At 62.4% G+C, this 21697-nt stretch carries 16 protein-coding genes and 2 pseudogenes; 8 read left to right on the top strand and 10 right to left on the bottom strand.

Annotated elements, in window-relative coordinates; genetic code table 11:
* Positions 1–89 precede the first annotated feature (89 nt).
* The 6 genes from CWO89_RS16330 (at position 90) to CWO89_RS16305 (ending at position 5403) form a co-directional block, all read left to right on the top strand.
* Positions 90–728, top strand: coding sequence for a MarR family winged helix-turn-helix transcriptional regulator (locus tag CWO89_RS16330; RefSeq protein ID WP_130579810.1), 639 nt, complete (start codon positions 90–92; stop codon positions 726–728).
* Positions 729–936: 208 nt separating this feature from the next.
* Complete coding sequence (locus tag CWO89_RS16325; protein WP_165421188.1) at positions 937–2160, top strand: ABC transporter substrate-binding protein; 1224 nt, start codon at positions 937–939, stop codon at positions 2158–2160.
* A gap of 72 nt (positions 2161–2232) precedes the next feature.
* Positions 2233–3111 (top strand): branched-chain amino acid ABC transporter permease, encoded by an 879-nt coding sequence (locus CWO89_RS16320; RefSeq protein WP_130579808.1) that lies wholly within the window; start codon positions 2233–2235, stop codon positions 3109–3111.
* A complete protein-coding gene (locus tag CWO89_RS16315) occupies positions 3111–3947 on the top strand; it encodes a branched-chain amino acid ABC transporter permease (RefSeq protein WP_130579807.1) in 837 nt (278 codons plus the stop codon). Before CWO89_RS16320 ends, CWO89_RS16315 begins: the two co-directional genes overlap by 1 nt.
* A complete protein-coding gene (locus tag CWO89_RS16310; RefSeq protein ID WP_130579806.1) occupies positions 3944–4696 on the top strand; it encodes an ABC transporter ATP-binding protein in 753 nt (250 codons plus the stop codon). The genes CWO89_RS16315 and CWO89_RS16310 overlap by 4 nt, the downstream gene beginning before the upstream one ends.
* A complete protein-coding gene (locus tag CWO89_RS16305; RefSeq protein WP_130579805.1) occupies positions 4693–5403 on the top strand; it encodes an ABC transporter ATP-binding protein in 711 nt (236 codons plus the stop codon). The genes CWO89_RS16310 and CWO89_RS16305 overlap by 4 nt, the downstream gene beginning before the upstream one ends.
* 30 nt (positions 5404–5433) lie before the next feature.
* Here the strand turns inward: CWO89_RS16305 and CWO89_RS16300 are convergent, their stop codons facing one another.
* The 10 genes and pseudogenes from CWO89_RS16300 to CWO89_RS16255 form a co-directional block, all read right to left on the bottom strand.
* Entirely contained in the window at positions 5434–7758 is a 2325-nt protein-coding gene (locus CWO89_RS16300; RefSeq protein ID WP_130579804.1) for a molybdopterin guanine dinucleotide-containing S/N-oxide reductase, read from the bottom strand.
* Positions 7759–7794: 36 nt separating this feature from the next.
* The gene (locus CWO89_RS16295) at positions 7795–9354 is read right to left on the bottom strand and encodes an acetolactate synthase large subunit (protein WP_130579803.1); all 1560 of its coding nucleotides are present in this window, start codon (positions 9352–9354) and stop codon (positions 7795–7797) included.
* Between the two features lie 134 nt (positions 9355–9488).
* Entirely contained in the window at positions 9489–11144 is a 1656-nt protein-coding gene (locus tag CWO89_RS16290) for an ABC transporter ATP-binding protein (protein ID WP_130579802.1), read from the bottom strand.
* Positions 11141–11980 (bottom strand): ABC transporter permease, encoded by an 840-nt coding sequence (locus CWO89_RS16285; RefSeq protein WP_130579801.1) that lies wholly within the window; start codon positions 11978–11980, stop codon positions 11141–11143. The genes CWO89_RS16290 and CWO89_RS16285 overlap by 4 nt, the downstream gene beginning before the upstream one ends.
* An 8-nt stretch (positions 11981–11988) precedes the next feature.
* Positions 11989–12693: pseudogene (locus CWO89_RS16280) on the bottom strand (ABC transporter permease); the annotation flags it as partial.
* 51 nt (positions 12694–12744) lie between these two features.
* Positions 12745–14334: an ABC transporter substrate-binding protein gene (locus CWO89_RS16275; protein WP_130579799.1), complete on the bottom strand. Its 1590-nt coding sequence runs from the start codon at positions 14332–14334 to the stop codon at positions 12745–12747.
* Positions 14335–14409: 75 nt separating this feature from the next.
* Positions 14410–15705 (bottom strand): ArgE/DapE family deacylase, encoded by a 1296-nt coding sequence (locus CWO89_RS16270; protein ID WP_130579798.1) that lies wholly within the window; start codon positions 15703–15705, stop codon positions 14410–14412.
* Between the two features lie 76 nt (positions 15706–15781).
* On the bottom strand, positions 15782–17059 hold the full coding sequence (gabT, locus tag CWO89_RS16265) for a 4-aminobutyrate--2-oxoglutarate transaminase (protein WP_130579797.1): 1278 nt from the start codon (positions 17057–17059) through the stop codon (positions 15782–15784).
* 68 nt (positions 17060–17127) lie between these two features.
* Positions 17128–18041 (bottom strand): annotated as a pseudogene (locus CWO89_RS16260) (LysR substrate-binding domain-containing protein).
* Positions 18042–18193: 152 nt separating this feature from the next.
* On the bottom strand, positions 18194–19135 hold the full coding sequence (locus CWO89_RS16255) for an alpha/beta fold hydrolase (protein WP_130579796.1): 942 nt from the start codon (positions 19133–19135) through the stop codon (positions 18194–18196).
* Between the two features lie 372 nt (positions 19136–19507).
* Between CWO89_RS16255 and sdhA the strand changes: the two genes are divergently transcribed.
* Positions 19508–21295, top strand: coding sequence for a succinate dehydrogenase flavoprotein subunit (sdhA, locus tag CWO89_RS16250; RefSeq protein ID WP_130579815.1), 1788 nt, complete (start codon positions 19508–19510; stop codon positions 21293–21295).
* 202 nt (positions 21296–21497) lie between these two features.
* Positions 21498–21697, top strand: a 200-nt coding sequence (locus CWO89_RS46955) for a hypothetical protein (protein ID WP_207234495.1), incomplete at its 3' end; no start/stop codon positions are given.

Here is a 21697-nt window from a genome sequence, read left to right as displayed (position 1 = left end):
ATCCGGGCACAAGCATTGCAATTACAAGCATTGCAATTGCCATTGGGAGCGTTCAATCTTCCGACGAACCCAATCAATGAGATGATCCCTTGGCCAAGACAGCAGCGCGCGCCATCACCACCAAGCCCGGCGCCGGACGCATCACCCATCGCACTGCGCTCACGACCTCCCGCCCTGAACTGCTCGTAGACGGCTCCGACCAGCAGTTTCGCAAACTGGTGCACAGCCTGTTCGGATTCCTGGCCCGGCATCAGACCCTGCGCGACGGCCATGCCGCCGTCATCGGTCTTCCCGGAATCGAATACACCACGCTGATCGCGATCCGGCATCTGGCGGCGCAAGGCGACGTCCACGTCAAGACCGTCGCCGACCACCTCCATCTCAGTGGTGCCTTCGTCACCACCGTGACCAACAAGCTGGAAAGCAAGGGCTTGATCGAAAAGGCGGCGCATCAGGGCGACCGCCGACGGCTCTCGCTCAGCGTCACGTCGCGGGGCGTCGAATTGCTCGAGCGGCTGGCGCCGACGCAAATGCAGGTCAACGACGCAGAATTCGGCTGCCTGAGCGCGCGTGAGTTCGAGCTGCTGCTCGACCTGGTGCAGCGCCTGGTCGAGTCGAGCGACCGCGCTATCGCACTGCAGCGATACCTGGCCGAAACCAATATCCAGCCGATCGCCCCGCCGTCGCGCAAACCCGCGTCGAAGCCGCGGAAGACCGGCAAGGCGTGACAGGTTGCCGCAAACTTCACCGCGGTTGCCGAAAAAATAGCTTCTAAAGAGAACTAATCTACAAAGCTGCGAAATTTTCGTTTGTCAAAGAGCCAAATCTATTGGAGCATTGGGAACGCCGCGGGGCCACTGGCACGCCGCGTGCATTGCAGGCTTCCGAGATCGGCTGCTGTAGGCAGCCATGGTTAACAGCAACGGAAAGAAGTCGATGTTGAAGGTCATATTGAACCCGTCGCGGCTGCTAGGCACCCTCGCCGTGATCTCGCTGAGCGTGGGCAGCGCGTTGGCGCAAACTCCGGAGATCGCGCTTGGTGCGATCGTGCCGAGCAGTGGCCCGTTCGCCGAATGGGGCCGCAGCAACAGCGTCACGCTGCGGATGCTGGAGAAGCAGACCAACGATGCCGGCGGCATCAACGGCGCCAAGCTGAAGATCACCATTCTCGACGACGGCGCCAAGCCGGCCCAGGCGGCGAGCTCGCTGCGCAAACTGGCGGGCGACGAAAAGGTTCTCGCAGTCGCAGGCCCGCTGACCAGCAGCGCCGCCGAAGTGACGTTTCCGGTCGCCAATGAGATGAAGGTGGTCGCAACCTCGCAGGCCTCCTCGAAACCGGGAGTGGCCAAGCTGAATCGTCCCTGGGCCTTCCGCAACACGATCGATGAAGGCGTGCTCGCCAAGACGACCGTGCCGTATTTCAAGAAGGCGTTCAACATCAAGACCGTCGGCATTATCTTCGATGCCAAGGATGCCACCGCGTCGACCGTCGGCAAGGCGATCATGCCCGCCGTGCTAAAGGCGAACGAGATCGCCATCGTCAACGAATCCGACCCGCTGTCCTTCAACACCGGCGATCTCGACGTCAGCGCCCAGATCACCAAGCTGAAGTCGCTGAACCCGGACGGTGTGGTCGTCAGCGCGGACTATAGCCAGGCCATCACGGTACTGCGCGAGATGAAGCGCCAGGGCCTGATCAAGCCGGTGGTCGGCGCCACCCAGCTTATTTCGTCGGCGATCCTCAAGGCCGCGCCGGAAATTCCGATCATTGCGCCGGCGACCTTCTTCGCCACCATGAAAGGCGAAGCGGCCGAGAAGTTCGTCGCCAATCTGCAGCCGCTGCTGCGCAAGGAGAGCGGTTTGCCGGCCGAGATCGAACCGAGCATGTATGACGCCAACATCTATGAGATCGTCAGCATGTATATCGATGCGATCAAGAAGTCCGGCGTGACCGGCAAGCCTGCAGACGTCGAGGCCGACCGCGCCAAGATCCGCGACCATCTAGCCAAGCTGGAAGGCTTCCAGGGTCTCGGCGGCCCGATCGGCTTCAACGACGACGGCGACGCGATCAAGGCGTTCTACGTGCTGCAGGGTCAGAACGGCGCCTGGGACACCAAGGTCCGCGGCTGCAGCTCCGCACCCAACCACGCCGGCTGCTGATCGACGCCGCAGCTATTCGGTGGCCGGGTTTGCCCGGCCACTCTCTTTAACATCCGACCGACTGAAAACTTCATGCTGTGGCAGCAACTCGTGAACGGCCTCACGCTCGGAGCGATCTACACGCTGCTGGCGCTGTCGTTCTCCATCGTGATGGGAATTCTCGGCATCCTCAATCTGGCGATCGCCGAACTCTTCATGATCGGCGGCTATTTCGGATTCACGCTGATCGCCGCAAACTTTCCCCTTCCTGTCGCCGTGCTCGGCGGCATGGCGGGCGCTGCCATTGCCGCCATGGTGATCGAGAGGATTGGCTATCAGCCATTGCGGGGCACCCCTGTTGTAACGCCGATGCTGAGCACGCTCGGCTTCTCGATCATCCTGCAGAACGTCGCGACAAATCTCTGGGGCTCCGACCCGTTGCAAATGCCTGACGAATATCTGGGGCGGCAGTATACGCTCGGCCCGGTCAATATCGGCCAGATGCAGTTGATCGTCGTCGGCGCCACCATCGTGCTGGTGACGCTGATCGCCTACACCGTGCAGCGAACGACCATCGGCCGTGCGCTGCGGGCGGTCGCCGAAAACCGCGAGGTGTCGCGCCTGCTCGGCGTCTCGGCGGATCGGCTGACCTTGTTCGCCTTCGCCTTGTCAGGCGCGCTCGCCGGCGTGGCCGGTGTCCTGATCGCGCTGCATTATGGCGCCATCACGCCATATCTCGGCGTCGAAATCGGGCTGAAGGCGGTCGCCGTGATGGTCATCGGGGGCACCACCAACATCTGGGGCGCGCTGCTCGCGGGTCCCCTGATCGGCGTGGTCGAGGTGCTCACGGTGGCCTATGGCGGCTCGCAGGTCCGCGACTTCGTCGTGTACGGCTTCATGATTCTGATCCTCTTGCTGCGCCCACAAGGTCTGCTCGGCGGCGCGCGTTCCGACCAGGGCCAGCGCGTGTGATGTCGACCTATTATGCCAGCCTGTTTGCTGAAGCCGGCATCCTGCTGCTCGGCGCGCTCAGCGTTTACATCATTCTCGCGACCGGCCAATTGTCGCTCGGCAACGCGGCTTTCATGGCGATTGGGGCCTATCTGAGTTCCTACCTCACGGTCGAACTCGGCATGCCGATCACGCCGGCGCTGATCGTCTCGGCGATCGCGGCTGGCACCATCGGCGTGATCGTGGGTTTCCCTGCGCTTCGACTGAAGGGCATCTATCTTGCGATGGCCACGCTCGGCTTCGGTGAGATGATCCGCAGCTTCTTCATCAACTTCCCTGCGATGGGCGGGTCCGGCGGCTTTCACGGCATGGCGCACATTTCGGTCGGGTATATCTGGGCATGGGCCGGCGGGATCCTCGTGGTCCTGATCCTCGTCGAGCGCTCGCGCGTGTGGCTCGAGATGCAGGCCGTGCACGACGACGAGACCGCGGCGGGGCTGGTCGGGCTAAACACCGTGGCGATCAAGGTTGGCGCATTCGGGATCGGCGCGGCTGTTGCTGCGATCTCCGGAGGGCTGTTCGCGCATCATCACGTCTATATCGAACCCGCCAATTTCGGCTTCGAGCGCTCGATCGACTTCGTGCTCGCGACCATCCTCGGCGGCTCCACGCTCGGGCTGGGCTCGCTGATCGGCGCAATATTGCTCGTCTTCCTGCCCGAATTCCTGCGGCCGATCGCCGACTGGCGCCTCGCCGCCTTCGGCACGCTGCTGATCCTGGTGCTCCTGGTGCGTCGCCAGGGTATCGTCGACCGCACGCTGCTGCGTGGGCTCACGTTCAGGAAGGCGGCATCATGAGCGCGCCGCTTCTTCAACTTAGCGAGGTCACCAAAAGCTTCGGCGGCATCCACGCGCTGTCCGCCGTGACCAGCGGAGTGCCTGAGGGCAAGATCGTCGGCATCATCGGTCCCAACGGAGCTGGAAAGACAACGCTGTTCAACGTCATCACCGGGGCCTATCGCGCCGATTCCGGCGTCGTCCGCCTGAATGGCACGGCGCTGAACGGCCTGCCTCCCCACCAAATCGCGCGCGAAGGCATTGCGCGAACCTTCCAGAATATCCGCCTCTTCCCCAGCATGACGGTCTGGGAGCATCTGCTTGTTGCGCAGCCGCACCGCGAGTCCTGGTGGCGCCGATTGCTGCCGGTCGGCTGGGGCGACCCCGCCGCGCAGGTGCGCGCGGTCGAGGTGATGGAGTTCTTCGGCCTGACGGACTTGCGCGACCGCCCCGCCAAATCGCTGCCTTATGGAATGCAGCGCCGGGTGGAGATGGCGCGTGCCCTCACCGCGCGGCCAAAACTGTTGCTGCTCGACGAACCCGTGGCCGGCATGAACCATGACGAGGCCGAAGAGGTCCGGCAACTGATGCTGAAGCTTCGCGCAACCGGATTGACGATCCTTCTCATCGAGCACGACATGAACTTCGTGATGCGGCTGTGCGATTATCTCTATGTGCTCGATTTCGGCGTGCTGATCGCGGAAGGCGCGCCAAGCGAAGTCCGGACGAATCCTCGCGTCCTCGACGCCTATCTCGGTAAGGACGAATGATACTCTCGGCTCGGGGGCTGCAGGTTCGGTATGGCGCCATCACCGCGGTGCGCGGCGTGGATATCGACGTCGCTGAAGGCGAGATCGTCGCGTTGCTCGGCGCCAATGGCGCAGGCAAGAGCACGATTGCCCGGGCGATCGCCGGCCTCTTACCGTTCCAGGGCGAGATCGTCTACAAAGACCAAAAGCTCAGGCCGAATGACGCCGAACGCAACGTTCGCCGCGGCATCGTGCTGGTGCCCGAAGGGCGCGGCATTCTCGGACGCATGACGGTCGAGGAAAATCTGGCGATGGGGATCTACACCCGCGCGGACAAGAGCCAGGCGATCGCGGACCTCAAGCGCATGCAGGAGCGCTTTCCGATTCTGGGCCAGCGGCGTCACAACGCGGCGAGCCTGCTCAGCGGCGGCGAGCAGCAATTGCTGGCGACGGCACGCGCGCTGCTATCGAAACCGCGCCTGCTGCTCCTGGATGAACCATCGCTCGGCCTTGCTCCCCAGGCCACGGCCTACCTCTTTGGCGTCATTGCCGAGACCCGCGCCGAAGGATTGTCCGTGCTGTTGGTCGAGCAAAAGGCGCGTCAAACCTTGAAGGTAGCGGATCGGGCGTATCTGCTCGAGACTGGCCGCGTGGTAACATCGGGCCCGGCACAGAAGTTGATCGAAGATCCCGCTGTCTCGGACGCCTTTCTCGGAGGACACGGTTGAGTTCCGTCCAGTGCGGGACGTCGGAATGGCTCAGAGAGATTTCACGGGGATCGGCGGCTCATAGGCTCGGACCGCCGGAGCCGTTCCGACGAACTTCTCGCAATCGACGACCGTGATTTGCCCGCAGCAGCCTTGAGCCAGTCGTGACGTGCCGACGTCGCGCGTCAGTACATTGGGATTGCCATGGAGGCAAAGCGGATTCTCTGTGTCACCCGAGGCGGGATCGTACCAGGCGCCAGTCGGCAAATTGACGATGCCCCGCATGACGTCGTCGGTCACCTCCGCCGCCGCGAGGCAGGCGCCGCGTGCGTTGAAGATCCTGATGACATCGCCGTCGACGATCCCGCGCGGCGCGGCATCGTCCGGATGCATCCGCGCGACTTCCCTGCCCTCGATCTTGCGGGACTGGCTGTACCCACCGAAATCGAGCTGGCCATGAAGCCGCGTCGCCGGCTGATTGGCAACCAGCCACAATGGAGCCGTCGTGTCCGGCTGCTCGGTGGAGGCGAGCCAGGTGGGATGGCCCGGGCAATCGTCATAGCCGTAGCCGGCAATCGTCTCCGAGAATATCTCGATCTTGCCGCTGGGCGTCGGCAGCGGATTCTCTTCTGGCTTCGTTCGGAAGCGACGCAAGATGCCTCCGTCGTCCGGTTCCGACGGAAGCGCCAATTCGCCACGTTCCCAGAACTCCTCGAAATCAGGCGCCTCCCAGCCGCGCTCGGCCAAGGCGCACCGCGTCGGCTCATAGAGATGACGCATCCACTGCGCGGCATCGCGTCCTTCGGCAAAGACGCTTGCGGCGCCAAGCCGGTCGGCGAGATCGCAGAGAATTGCGAAGTCGTCACGCGCTTCACCGATGGGCGGCGCGACCTGGCGCATCGCGATCAATCGCGGATCGGTCGCCGCCGCGCCGATATCGTCGCGCTCCAGCGTCATCGTCGCAGGCAGCACAATGTCAGCGGACCGTGCCATCGCGGTCCAGGCGAGTTCATGGACCACGATCGTGTCAGGGCGCGCGAATGCCTGACCCAGACGATGAATGTCCTGATGATGATGGAACGGATTGCCGCCCGCCCAATAGACGAGCTTGATGTCGGGATACTGCAGCTCGCGGCCGTTATACGCGAATGGCGCGCCCGGATTCAGCAGCATGTCGGAAATCCGCGCCACCGGAATGAATTCGCGAACCGGATTGGTGCCCTGCGACATCGTCGGAATTGGCACGGCGTTGACCCGGCGGCCGGTGTGCCCCATCGCGCCGAGCGCATAATTGTAACCGCCGCCGGGCAGACCGATCTGACCTACCATTGCGGCAAGTACCGCGGCGGCCCACACCGGCTGCTCGCCATACTGCGCGCGCTGCAACGCGTGGGCCACGGCGATGAGGCCGCGATTCCGGACGAGCAAGCGGGCGATGTCCCTGATCCTGTCGGCCGCAATTCCGCTGATCGCAGCCGCCCAATCGGCATGCTTGGGCTGTGCGTCGCTGTCGCCGCGAAGATAGCGCTCGAACACGCCAAAGCCCGTTGTGTAGCGGTCGACAAACGCGCGGTCACAAAGATTTTCGGCGAGCAAGGTATGCGCCATCGCGAGCATCACGGCAACGTCGGTGCCCGGACGAATCGGAATCCACTCGGCCTTGGCCTCAGCCGGGAAATCGTCGCGCAATGGGCTGATCGAGATGAACCGCGTGCCTCGCTTGACCGCCTCGCGCATGGCGTCGGGCTCGACATGACGGCTCAGCCCGCCGCTGGCGATCATCGAGTTCTTGATCGGCATGCCGCCGAACGCGAGCACGACATCGGTGTGGGTGCGCACTTGGTCCCAGGTGACATTACGCCGCGAAAGCGCCTCGAACGGCCCCATCACATGCGGCAGAATCACTGACGAGGCCCCCGCGCTGTAGCTGTTGACCGAACGCACATAGCCGCCGCAAACCAAATTGAGAAAGCGGTGGATCTGGCTCTGCGCATGATGAAAACGTCCCGCGCTGGCCCAGCCGTACGAGCCTCCATAGATTGCCCGCGAGCCGAAATTGTCGCGAACGCGCGCGAGTTCACCGGCGAGCAGATCGAGCGCGGTGTCCCATCCGCATTCGACAAAATCATCGCCGATTTCGCGCCGCTGCGGGCCAGGCCCATGCTCGAGCCAGTTGCGGCGGACCATCGGCTTGAGGATACGCGCCTTGTGGCGCAGGGCACCTTTGAAATTGGCGAGGATCGGCGATGGCGCCGGATCGCCGGCGTAGGGCAGGATCGAGACATCCTGACCGTCCCAGCGCGCCGAAAACGCTCCCCAATGCGCGCTGTGCGTCGCAAAGGCCCCGTCACGATCGGTCGCGTTGGAATGTGTCATGCGGTTGCCCGTCTATGGAATGTCGCCTCTCAGAAGTTACGGCAACGACGCCTCGATGACGAACGACCCGCGCTGCCGAAGCGCGGCATCGAACACTTCTGCGAAACGCTGGACGGTCGTCACGCGTTCTGCTGCTACGCCCATGCCACCCGCGAGCTTGACCCAATCGATCTCGGGATCCTCGATGTCGAGCATGCGGCGGGCATTTTGGCCGGGGCTGGCGACACCAACCTTGCGCATTTCGCCGTGGAGGATTGCGTAGCCACGGTTGGCAAAGATGATGGTCACGATATCGAGCTTCTCGCGCGCTTGCGTCCAGAGCCCCTGAAGCGTGTAGAGGCCGCTGCCATCAGCCTGAAGCGACACGACCTTGCGCCCGGGACAGGCGATCGCGGCCCCCGCCGCCATCGGCACTCCGATCCCGATGGCACCGCCCGTGATCTGCAGATAATCGTGTGCCGGCGCATTGTAGGACAGCTCGTAGAAACCGGCGGAAGTGATCGCCTCGTCGCACACGATCGCGTTCTCCGGCAGCTTCGCAGCGACCACGCGATTGATCATTTCGGCGGTCAGGGGACCGTCGGCTTGGAGCGACATCTCGGCTGGCGGCCGGTGACTTGTCTGCAAACCTGCTGCCGACTTGGCGCCGACAGCTTCCGCAAGATGGGCGAGAATTCCCTTCAGATCGTGACCGAGCCCGCCGAGTTCGACCACGCTGCACCCCTCAGGCGCGAGACGACCCGACTGTGTTGGGTAGCCAAAGAATGTGACCGGCTCCTTGGCACCGATCAACACGACCATGTCGAGGCTCGCCAATGCGGCGCGACCCGGCTCCCAGGCAAAGGATATCTTCTCGATCGGTGCCCGACCGCGCCCGCGCTCGATGCGCCCGTTGACGCCCTGCGCAAACAGCCGCGCGCCGGTCTTGGCGCAAATCCTCTCGGCATCGGCAAGCGCATCAGCACGCAGCGCCTGCCCCGACAGAATCAGCGCCGCCTTGCAACCGCTGCGCAACCGATCGACGACCGTCTTGAACTTATCCGGATCGACTTCGCGCCTCGGCGGCGGCGAACGCCTGGCGAGCGGAGCCCCGGCTGACCGTTCCGACCAGGCCATGTCCGCCGGCAAGATCAGCGTCGCGATGCCGTTCGCCAGGCTCGCGTCCCAGGCCTCAGTGACATCCCGCTCGATCGAGGCGGCACTGCCGATCCGGCGCACGAACGCGGACATCGGCCGGGCGAGCGTTTCGATGTCGCTCGTCAACGGCGCGTCGAGCGGAAGGTGCGCGGTCGAATGCTCGCCGACGATGTTGATGATCGGCGTGCCGGCGCGCCTAGCGTTGTGGAGGTTGGCGAGCCCGTTCGCGAGGCCCGGCCCGAGGTGCAAAAGCGTGGCCGCGGGCCGGTCCGTCATCCGGCCGTAGCCATCGGCAGCTCCGGTGACGACGCCCTCGAACAGCCCAAGAACGCAGCGCATGTCCAGCCGACGATCGAGCGCGGCGACAAAGTGCATCTCCGATGTGCCCGGATTGGCAAAGCAGGTGTCGACGCCAAGCGCGAGCAGCGCGTCGCAGAGATGATCCGCACCAGTTTTCATGTCATTCCGCCCCGTGTTTCCGTTCGCGAGCGCCTAAAGCGTGATGACTTTTCTTCGAATCGTCATCCCGCTTTAGCTCTTTGTTTGAGCATGATCTTTTCGGAAAACCGGTATCCACTTTTCCGGATCACGCTTTAGGCGAAACAGACGTTGGCCGACGGCTCGTGAGGCCGACCGAACAACGAACGCCCAGGAATGGCCTCGAGCAGCTCGCGGGTGTAAGCATGCTGCGGCGCGCCGAATACCGATTGCGTCTCCCCCTGCTCGACGATTTCACCGCGCCGCATGACCACGATCCTGTCGGCGATCTCCGATGCGACGCGGAGGTCGTGCGTGATGAACAGCATTGCCAGGTTCATTTCCTCGCGCAGCTCCGCCAGCAATTCCAGGATGTGCTGTTGCACCGAAACGTCGAGCGCCGAAACGGCCTCGTCCGCGACCAGCACCAGCGGCTTCAACGCGATCGCGCGCGCGATACAAATGCGCTGGCGTTGCCCTCCGGAGAACTCATGAGGATAGCGTTCATATGCGCTCTCTTTCAGCCCGACTCGTGCCAACAGTCGCTTTGCGTCTGCAACGGCTTCGGCCGGCGGCGTTCCATAGGTCATCGGTCCGCGCGCGATGGCCTCGCCAACCTTTTGTCGAGGATCGAGAGCCGCAAAGGGATCCTGAAAGACGATCTGCACCTTGCGGCGCATCGCGCGCAACTGCGCGCCTTTCAATTTGAGAAAGTCGACCCCATCGAAATCGATCGAACCGGTATCGGGCTCGATCAGCCGCATGATCATGCGCGCGAGCGTCGATTTTCCCGATCCGGACTCCCCGACGACGGCGACGGTCTCGCGTGGCCGCAGCGTGAGAGCGACGTCCTGCACGGCCGACACCCGTCGCACCGGCCTGAAGGCGCCCTGCCGGGTCGCGAACACCTTGTTGAGACCGCGGGCTTCCACCAACGGATCGCTGCCCAGCGCATGGTTGTGCTTTGTGGCGGGCCGGCCGCCCGGTACTGCCGCAATGAGTGCCTTGGTGTAGTCGTTCTTCGGCGCGCGGAGGACCTCGTCGACTGTGCCCTGCTCGACCACACAGCCGTTGCGCATGACGACGACGCGGTCAGCGATGTCGGCGACGACGCCGAAGTCATGCGTGATGAACAGGACGCCCATTCCCCGCTCGGCCTGCAACTTCCGGATCAAGCCAATGATTTGCTTTTGCGTGGTGACGTCAAGTGCGGTCGTCGGCTCGTCGGCGAGCAGCAGCGCCGGCTCGTTGGCCATTGCGATCGCGATCATGATGCGTTGGCGCTGACCGCCGGAGAGCTGGAATGGATAGCTGCGAGCGAGCGCCGGTGGATCAGGCAAGCCGACTGCCGCGATCAATTCGATGACTTGCGCGTCCACCTCGGAACGGGGCAGCTTCGCGCCAGCGTGCGTGACGATGGCTTCCGCGATCTGCTGACCGACGCGCGTCAGCGGATTGAGCGCGCTGAGCGGCTCCTGGAAGATCATCGATATCGGGCCGCCCCGCAGCGCCCGCATTGCCCCTTCATTCGCCGTCGCGAGGTCCGTATCATTGAAACGGATGGCGCCCGCGGCGACGTGAAGAGCCGGCGGCAGCAACCGGAGCACGGCGTGCGCGGTAATCGACTTACCCGAACCGGATTCGCCGACCAGGCAAACGATCTCGTTGCGACGTACGGCAAGCGAGACGTTCTCCACCGCGAACTGCCGGTCGCCACCCGTGGGCAAGGCAACGGACAGATTTTCGATTGCAAGCAGCGGTTCGTCCGTCATGCACCTCGCGCCTTCCGCGACAGTCTCGGGTTCAGGGTATCGTTCAGTCCTTCGCCAACGAGGTTGATCGCCAGCACGGTGAGGAAAATGGCTATCCCGGGGAACACGCTCATCCACCACGCCTGGCGCATCACCGACCGGGACGCGCCGATCATGAATCCCCAGGACATCAAATTGGGGTCACCGAGCCCCATGAAGCTCAGCGCGCTTTCGATCAGGATCGAGCTGGCGATCATCAGCGAGCCGGTCACGATGATCGGCGACACGGCGTTCGGCAGGATGTGACGCATCACCACCGACACCGGCGGCTGTCCCTGACAGACCGCGGCCTGCACGAACTCCCTGCTCCGCAGCCGCAGAAACTCGGCGCGCGTGAGCCGCGCAAGCTGAGGCCAGCTCACGGCGCCGATCGCGAGGATCACGTTGCTCAGTGAAGGCCCGAGCGTCGCCACCAGCAGGATGGCAAGAATGAAGCCCGGGATGGTCTGGAACAATTCGACAAAGCGCATCAGAATGTCGTCGACGCGGCCGCCGAAATAGCCGGCAACGGCTCCCACGGTGACGCCGATCGCGAGCGCCGCAAGTGTCGCCGACACGCCAATGAGGAGCGAGACCCGCGCGCCATAGGCAATACAGGCGGCGACGTCGCGGCCGAGCATGTCGGAGCCGAGCCACGTCTCGCCGTCGAACGGCGGCTGGAACGGCGCGGCCACCATATCCCAGGGATCGACGGGAAACAGGGTCGGCGCCACGATGGCCAGCACGACGACTCCGGTCAGGATGACCAGTCCGATGACGCCGGCCGGGTGCCGAAGAAAGGATGCCAGGGTCTTCATGGCTCGCCTCACTTCACACTTCCTACGGAGATGCGCGGATCCACCATGCGATAGACCGCCTCGGTGAGCAGATTCAGCCCGATGACGACAACCGACATGACCAGGAAGATGCCCTGCATGACCGGATAGTCGCGCTGCAGCACGGCGTCATAGATCAGCCGTCCCAAGCCGGGCCAGGCGAACACGGTCTCGACGACAACCGCGCCACCAACCACGGCGCCGGCCTGCATTCCGGCGACCGTGATAACGGGCAGGATCGCGTTGCGAAGCAGATGGCGCATCACGATCTGGGACTCGGTCACGCCCTTGGCGCGCGCCGTCTTGATGAAATCCTGCTGCTTGACCTCGATGATCGAGGAACGCATCAGCCGGGCGTAGATCGCGAGATAGACAGCGGCCAGCGACAAGGTCGGCAGGACCATGTGCTGGGCAATATCCGCGATGCGCTGCCACGTCGTCATCTCGACGCCGATCGTCGCGTAGCCGAATGGGGGAAGCCAATTGAGCTGCACGGAAAACAGCAGCACGAGCATCAGGCCGAGCCAGAACACCGGCAAGGCATAAAGCAGCAGTGAGACGATGGTAAAGAACGTGTCGGACCATTTTCCCGCGCGCGTGCCGGCTATGGTCCCAAGCGCCGTGCCGCAGACGAGCGACAAGATGAATGCCGTACCAGTGAGCAGCAAGGTCGCGGGCAGCCGCTCGAGCAGCACTCGATCAGCCGTACCTGGTGCAACTGGCTAGCTTGGTGATGGCGACGACGCTCATTCGAACCGGACCGCGCCGAAGGTCTCGTGAACGCCGATGGCAGTCGTCGTCACATTCTTGAGCTTCTTGTCGGTGAACGTCGGAAAGTCCTGTTCCAACAGCCATACGATCGGCACATCTTCGACCACGATCTTCTGCACCGCGCTATAGAGCTCTTGCCGCTTCTCGTCCGACGTGGCGGTCGCCGCTTCCTCGAAAAGGCGATCGGCTTCCGGATTGGCATATCCGGCCGTGTTGGAAAACATGATGCCTTTGCGGATGTTCGACGAAATGTAGGTTCGTGACACGCCGATGGCGGGATCCCCGAGCTGATAGACGAGATTCGTCGTCATCGAGTACTCCCAGTTGCTGACCTTCTGGATCCAGCCCGCGACATCGGTACCTTCAAACTGGATGTCGATGCCGACTCGCAGCAGCGACTGGCGCAAGAACTCAGCGACACGACGATACAGTTCGCCCGATGGCGTGACCAGGAACGGAACGGTGATCCGCTTGCCGTCCGCGCCCGGCTTCAATCCCATCTCGTCGAGAAGAGCCTTTGCCTTGTCCGGCGAGTATTCGTACTGCTTTACGTTCTTCTCGTAGAAGCGGGTCTTCGACGAGATCGGACCGGTCGCAATCTTGCCCAGACCGAAGTAGACACGCTGGAGCAGGGCTTTCCGGTCGATCGCGTACATCACCGCCTGACGGAAGCGCTTGTCGTTCATCGGCGCAATCCGGTTGTTCAGTTCGAGCCACAGATGCGGCGCGAAGTATTCATATCCCTTCGTCGTCATGTCGAGATGGGGCAGCTTCGTAAGGCGAGCGACGTCGTACTGCTCGATGTCGCTCCACTGCGTCAGCTTGACGGTTCCCTGCTCTAACGCGACCGAACGCGCCGCTGCGTCCGGAATGACCCGGTAGATGATCTCGTCGATATGGGGTTCACCGGCGCGGTAATAGCCCTCATGCTTGATCAGGTGAATGTGCGACCCTCGCACCCATTCCTTCAGCTTGAATGGACCGCAACCGATTGCCTTGTCGTTCGCGGGGTTGGTCTTGAAGTCGGTGCCTTCGTAGATGTGCTTCGGCAAGATCGGCGCCGTGGTGCAATCGAACGCTCCCAGGAACGGGGAAAACGGCGACTTGAGCTTGAACACAACGGTCAGCGGATCGGGAGCTTCCGCGCTTTCAATGCGGGTGAAGATCGGCCGGGCCCGCGCGTGGGTCTCGGGCAGGATCTTGGTCATCGAGAAGATGACGTCGTCGGCCGTCAGCGGCTTGCCATCGTGGAAGGTGATGTTCGGGAACAGCTTGAACGTATAGGTCAACCCGTCGGGCGAGACGCTCCAGGACTGCGCCAATCCCGGGATCGGCTTCAGGTCAAAATCGTAGCGCAGCAAGCTCTCGTAGATCTTGCCGCCGACCGTCAGTGTCGACTGGAGCTGACTGATCGCGGACACCAGCATGGCCGGTTCCGGATGGGTAATGGTGCTGAGCGTGCCGCCGCGCGTCTGCCCCGCGGCACGGTGCAAGCCGAGCGGGATTCCCGCGACGCTGGCCATTCCCGCGGCCAGTCCCAACTTGCCGAATTCACGTCTATTCATTCCCATGACATCCCCCCTTCCTGTTTACATGGCTCTCTGGACGAGACGCGCCGGCCGCAGATGCGGCGGCGACCATCACAGCTTCTTCAGCCCGCACCAGTTGGCGACGAAGAGCGCGATGCTCAGTGTGATCTTGCGGACGCTTTCGAGATCAACGCGTTCATTGAACGCATGCGGCCCGATGCCGAAATGGCCGTAGCACAGCGCCGGAATTCCATAATCCACTTTGTAGTAGCGCGTATCGGTAACGGCGGTGCCGATCTGCAATTGCATCGGCTCGTTGAAAACCACTTGATGCACCGAAGCGAGCACCTGCTCGGCTTCGCTTCCAGGCTCCAAGACCGACGGATCAGCCTGGAAACCGCTCCAGATCAGTTCAGCCGGATTGCTCGACAGGAAGCTGTCGGTGGCTTGTGCGTCGGCCAGGCACTTCTCGATGCCACGCATCGCCTCCTGCGGAGTCGTGCCGGGAAGCAGGCCGAGCCGGCAATCGAACTCGCACCAGGCCGCCGTGGAGCTCGCCCAGTCGCCGCCCTTGATGATGCCGACGTTGAACTTGATCGGCGATTTGACAGTCTTGAACCACGGATGATCCACGGCCTGTTCGTTGAGCCGCTTGGTGTAGTCCTGGAACGCACGGATCACGTGCATGCCGGACAAAATGGCGCTGGTGCCATTCTCTGAATAGGCGACATGTGCCGGCGTGCCCCGCACCCGCACCCTGAACCAGATCGCGCCGACCTGCGCGCGCAAGAGCTTGTGGCCGATCGGCTCGGGAATCAGGCACGCGTCGGCGCGATAGCCGCGCATCAACGTCGACAGTGCGCCGTTGCCGGTGCTTTCTTCCTCGGTGACGGTCTGCAGGTGGATGCGGCCCTGCGGCGCATAGCCCGCGGCCCGGATCGCATCGAGCGCGTAGATCATCGCCGAGACGCCGGCCTTCATGTCCTGAGCGCCGCGGCCGTGCATCCAGCCGTCGCGCACCACACCGTCAAACGGCGGAAAATCCCAGAAATCGAGCGGGCCTTCCGGCACCACGTCGATGTGGCCCTGCATGATCAGGCTACGTCCCTTCCCGTCGCCGTCATGGGTCGCCACGACTTGCCTCGAGCCGGCAAGATCGATCCCGTCCATCGGGGCCGCCTTCGGATGGCTCATCAGGTCGACATCGGCGAGACTGAAGGCATCGACCTTGTAGCCGCGCTCGGCCAGGCGCTCGGCCATCCAGGCTTGGAGCGGAGCCTCCTGGCCGCGCAGACTGCGGAATTGCACCAGACGCTCGAGGAAGGCGACCTGGTCGTCAAAGTTGCGATCGACAGCAGCCCGCAATTCTTCGGCAAGACTGTTGGTCTTGGTCAGCTCAGTTTCCAAGGTCGTCTCCTGTGCGCAAGGGTCATTTCACCGAATGCCCATTGTTGGTCTGGTCGATTTTCGCCGGTCGTGGAGTTCAGGCGACGAGGCAGGATTCGAGGATCGAAAGTCCCTCGTCCACGATCTCGTCCGACGCCGTGAGCGGGACCAAGATCCGAATCGTGTTCGCAGTCGTGCCGCAGGACAGCAGGATCAGGCCGTTCTGGTGCGCGAGCCTGGTGACCTGACTGGTGGCTTCAGCGTCCGGCTCGTTGCTCCCCCGTTGCTTGAGCACATCAAAGGCGATCATCGCGCCCAATCCGCGAGCCCGGGAAATCGGCAGCAGATGATTGGCCTGCGCGAAACGATCGATCGCATCGCGCAAGCGCGCGCCGATCTCATTGGCGCGCGCAAGAAGGTTCTCTTGCTCGAACACATCGAGGACCGCAAGCGCCGCCGCGCATGCCAGCGGATGACCTGCATATGTGCCTCCGAGGCCACCCGGCTCCGCCGCATCCATGATCGCGGCACGTCCGATCACGCCCGATAGCGGCAAGCCACCGGCAAGGCTTTTCGCGACACAGATGAGGTCCGGCTTGACGTCGTAGTGCTCCATCGCGAACATTTTTCCAGTCCGACCGAATCCGGTCTGAACTTCGTCCGCGATCAGCACGATCCCATTCTCGTCGCAAATGCGGCGCAGCCCGCGCATGAGTTCGGGGGGAGCCTGGTGGAAACCGCCTTCGCCTTGCACCGGCTCGATGATGATCGCCGCCACCTGGGATGCATCGATATCGGCCTTGAAAATGAAACCGATATAGCGCAGCGCGTCGTCGACACTAATTTCGCTGCCACTGATCGGAAATGGCACATGCCACACGCCGGGCAGAGGGGAAACAACACCCTTCTTGTAAGGGACGACTTTTCCCGTCATCACCGACGCAAAGGCGGTGCGCCCGTGGAAGCCCCCCGTGAACGCGATGACACCGGTGCGGCCGGTTGCCGCACGAGCGATCTTGACCGCATTCTCGGTAGCCTCGGCGCCGGTCGTGAGCAGTATCGACTTCAGCGGCCCGCTGATCGGCGCCAGCGCATTGAGACGCTCGGCGAGTTCAACATAGGAGTCATAGGGGGCGACCTGGAAACAGGTGTGCGTAAAGCGATCCAACTGATCGCGAACCGCCTTGATCACCCGCGGATGGCGATGACCGGTGTTGAGAACCGCAATGCCACCGGCAAAATCAACGTAACGTCGCCCCTCGACGTCCCAAAGCTCGCTGTTGAGTGCCCGCTCAGCGAAAACCGGTGTGGCATGACCAACACCACGGACCACCGCAGATTGTCTGCGTGACATCAGTTCGGAGTTTAGCGCCATTCTTACTTCCCCAAGTTGAGGGGACCGTAGTTGGCGCGATTGAACGAACAACCAGTTTTATTATCGCGCTATGGTGACTCACATGCACCGGTCGGACCGTTCGGTGCGCTGGCCAGCACATTTTGTAGCCAATTCCGCAGTGCAACAATCGCCGGGTCGCGCCAGCGCTCTTTCAAAGCGACCAATTGGTACGTTCCCATATAGACGGAGGTGGAGAGGAGTTCGACCAACGCGCCGGTGCGAAGGTCGTCCTCGATCAGGACGTCGTTGGCGATCGCCACGCCCTGCCCCAGCCGCGCCGCCTCGATGGCGAGGTGGGCGTGCCAAAGGCGCTGGCCGCCGAGCTGCGGCAAATCGACCAACCCGGCCAGCGCTCCCACTGCTCCGTCGATTCTTCGTGGATCAACGCGATCGACGCCAAATCCGTCAGGCTCGTGATGGCGGGATGACGCGCCAGATAGCTCGGGCTGGCCACCGGGAAGACCCTCGGCCGGATCAAGGGCTCGGACGCGAGATCGAGATGCGTGGTGATCACATCGGCATAGACGATCTCGGCATCCGCCTCACCACGCGAGAGATCGGGGTGCGATAATGTTGGCTGCAGGTTGACTTCCCATCGGTTTGGTGGGCCCGTCAGTTCGGGAAGCCTCTGCAGCAAACGACGGTTGGCGATGCCGGGAATACACCAGATGTTAAGGGTGGTTCGCGACGGAGGACGCACCGCAACCGTAGCGCGCGCGATGATCTCAAACGCTTGCGACAATTGCTCATAGAGAAACGAACCTCGTTCCGTGAGCATGACGCCGCGCCCCTGGGCGCGGACGAGCGTGACGCCGAGGCTTTCCTGGAGGTTCTGGATGTGACGCGAAACGACGGTATGGCTCACCGCCAGCTCATCGCCAGCGGCACGCATGCTGCCGGTGCGGCCAACAGCTTCAAAAGCTCTCAACGCAACAAGGGATGGAACCCGGGGCCTGGTCATAGGGATGTGGAGACAATCAGCGCTTCAATCGCTGAGGGTTATGCCTCACCTAAATACTTTCTTCAATTAGAACAGACACATCGTCGGGTGCCCTGTTCGCTCCTACACAAGGGCCATCGACACATTCTCTCCCCGTGTCGTTCGCTTTAGGCCTATTCGGGCTGCTTCGACAGCAAGTCGATCATCAGACGTGCTATGTCGTCGACCTTCTCGTCTAGCGCGAAGTGACCGGCGTCGAGCAGATGAATCTCCGCATCCGGCAGGTCACGCCTGAACGCCTCCGCGCCCGGTGCAATGAAGGATGGATCATAGCGTCCCCACACGATGAGCGTCGGCGGCTTGTGCTCGCGCAGAAACGCTTGCCATGCGGGGTAAGAGGCCACGTTCGTGCGGTAGTCGTAAAGCAGGTCCGCCTGGATTTCTCGCTGCCCAGGTCGGGACAGGAACGCATATTCGTCGGTCCATGTATCGGGATTGTAGCGCTCGAGATTGGGGCTGTTGCCGATGTGACGGGCCTTGGCGCCTTCGAGCGAGGTGAAAGCGTCGACCTGCTCCGGCTGGGCATCACGATCGGCCCAATATTGCGCAATGCCGGTCCATTTGGCGCCGAGCCCTTCGCTGTAGGCGTTCGCATTCTGGATCACAAGCGCGCGCACCCGCTCGGGATGAGCCACCATGATGCGGTAGCCAACCGGACCGCCATAGTCCTGCAGGTACAGGACGTAGCGGCTGATCTTGAGCTGCTCGAGCAAGGCGTTCGTGGTCTGGGCGAGATGGTCGAACGTGTAAGCGTAACGTGAGGGCGGCGGAGCCTCGCTCTGGCCGAACCCCGGATAATCTGGTGCGATCAGGTGATAGCGCGTAGCAAGAAGCGGAAGCAAAGTATCGAACATCCGCGAGGAGGACGGAAAGCCGTGCAACAGCACAATCGTCGACGCGTCGCTCGGCCCCGCTTCACGATAGAAGATGCCGACGCCATCCACCTGCGTGCGATGATAAGTGATCGTGGCCGAGGTCGATGGCAAGGCTGCGGCCCGGGCGCCATGACCAACGGCTAGCGCGGCGACCGCCGATAGAACGGTTGGGAGCTTCATATCCTCACCTCCGGCAATGCGATTGGCCGACGTGCGACCGAAACCCGCGAAGAGACAAGTCCTCCGAACAGCGAAGCGCGACGACGTTTGCCATCGGGATCCCATGAATATCTTATGCAGGAAGATATAGGTTCGATCTCCGTCCTGAAAATTCAAATAATGAGATACGTATCATCTCATTTGACGATATCGGAATCTCTCCGCGAAGCGATGGGGCATGGTCACAGCCAGGCCGATGGAATTTGGCCTGCTCGATGCCATATTGAGTGGTGTCGCTAGAACGGTCGGAGATCGATAAGCCTTCTGTTCGCCGATCCGATGAATACCGCTGAACTCAGAAAGACCAGTTCGCAAACTTGGGAGAACAGCAGGATGGCTAAGGCGTACGAAATCATCGACCACAATTATGATGTGGTGATCGTCGGTGCCGGCGGCGCCGGACTGCGCGCGGCACTGGGAATGGCATCGTCAGGCCTCAAGACGGCCTGCGTCACAAAGGTCTTTCCGACGCGCAGCCACACCGTCGCCGCACAGGGCGGCATGGCCGCATCGCTTGGAAACATGGGCGATGGCGACGATTGGCGCTTTCACATGTACGACACGGTCAAGGGCTCCGACTGGCTCGGTGATCAGGACGCGATCGAATACATGTGCCGCGAAGCCGTGCTGGAACTGGAGCACTATGGCGTGCCCTTCTCCCGCACCGCGGATGGTCGGATCTATCAACGTCCCTTTGGCGGCCAGACCATCGCGTACGGAAAGAAGATGGCCCAGCGCACCTGTGCGGCGGCCGATCGGACGGGCCATGCCATCCTGCACACGCTCTATCAGCAGTGCCTGACTCACAGCACGGAGTTTTTCATCGAGTATTTCGCGTTGGACCTGCTGATGGATGATGACGGCGCCTGTCGTGGCCTGTTGGCGTGGAACATGGAAGATGGGACCATCCACCGCTTCAATGCTCACCGCACTGTGCTGGCGACTGGTGGTTACGGCCGCGTCTACTTCTCCTGCACCGCCGCTCATACCTCTACCGGCGACGGCAACGCAATGGCGCTGAGGGCCGGATTGCCGCTCGAGGACATGGAATTCACGCAGTTTCACCCGAGCGGCATCTACGGCTCCGGTTGCCTGATCACGGAAGGGGCGCGCGGCGAAGGCGGCTATCTCACCAACTCCGAAGGCGAGCGCTTCATGGAGCGTTACGCACCAAGCGCAAAGGATCTTGCCGGACGCGACGTCGTATGCCGCGCCATGACGATTGAGATCAACGAAGGGCGCGGCTGCGGTCCGCGCAAGGACTATATCGAACTACATCTGGAGCACCTCGACCCGGAGCTCCTGCACACGCGCCTGCCGGGTATCAGCGAGACCGCGAAAATCTTCGCAGGCGTCGACGTCACACGCCAGCCAATTCCGGTGCTGCCCACCGTCCATTACAACATGGGCGGAGTTCCGACCAATCTGCATGGCGAAGCCGTCACGTCTCGCCACGGCGATCCGGAAACAGTCGTTCCAGGACTGATGGCGATCGGGGAAGCGGCTTGCGTTTCAGTGCATGGCGCGAACCGCCTTGGCTCCAATTCGCTTCTCGACATCATCGTGTTTGGACGAGCAGCGGCTCACCGCGTGATAGAGACCTTGCGTCCGCAAGAGGGCCACGCACCAGCGCCCGACGAGGCGACCGATCGTGCCATCGCGCGTCTCGATCGCATCAGGTGGGCCAAAGGCAAGACTGTCGCCGGCGACATCAGGCTGGCCATGCAACAGACCATGCAACGCCACTGCGCCGTGTTCCGTACCGGCGCTCTGCTGGACGAAGGACTGGCAAAGCTTAACGACGTGATCGCCACGATGCGGAATGACGTTGGAGTGACCGATCACACGATGATATTCAACACCGATCTGGCCGAAACACTCGAACTGGACAACATGCTTGCGCAGGCGAGCGTCAGCCTTCATTCAGCGATCGGTCGCAAGGAAAGCCGCGGCGCCCATGCGCGGGAAGACTTCCCCAAACGCGATGACGAAAACTGGCTGAAACACACCCTGTGCTGGCTCGACGATGATGGCCGTGCGCGCCTCGACTACAGACCAGTGCATTTGCAGCCTCTCTCAAACGAGGTCCAGTCAATCCCGCCAAAAGAGCGCGTGTACTGATCGAGGGGTACCGCTCAATGCTGGATATGTCGCTCAGTTCAAGAAAACCGGTGGCCGATGTTACCGACAATACAAGGAAGCTTCGACTCCATTGTAGGTCGTCGGATGGATTCTAATCGATATTCCTTTCGAATCGCCGCTTGCCGTAGCCAATTGGCTAAGAGCATCGAACCGGAGCCGCTGTAAGATTGATCAACCTTGCATGAAAAACGCTGTCTACACCGGACAGGAAGGCTTCGCCTCATCGCTTACCGCGTTGCAGGCAACAACGGCGGTCGCCTGGGCAATCGCTGTCAAGCGTGTCACGCCAGAAAACGATGAGTTGCGCCTGCGATGGTTGCCCCATCCGAACCTCCCGGCGCCGTCAGAGGACCGACACCCCGAGAGATCGCGTTCTGGCTG

Source organism: Bradyrhizobium sp. Leo170 (assembly GCF_004296405.1).
Lineage (GTDB): Bacteria > Pseudomonadota > Alphaproteobacteria > Rhizobiales > Xanthobacteraceae > Bradyrhizobium.
The sequence above is the reverse complement of the archived record's forward strand: the minus strand, read 5'-3'. Positions and strand labels throughout refer to the sequence as shown.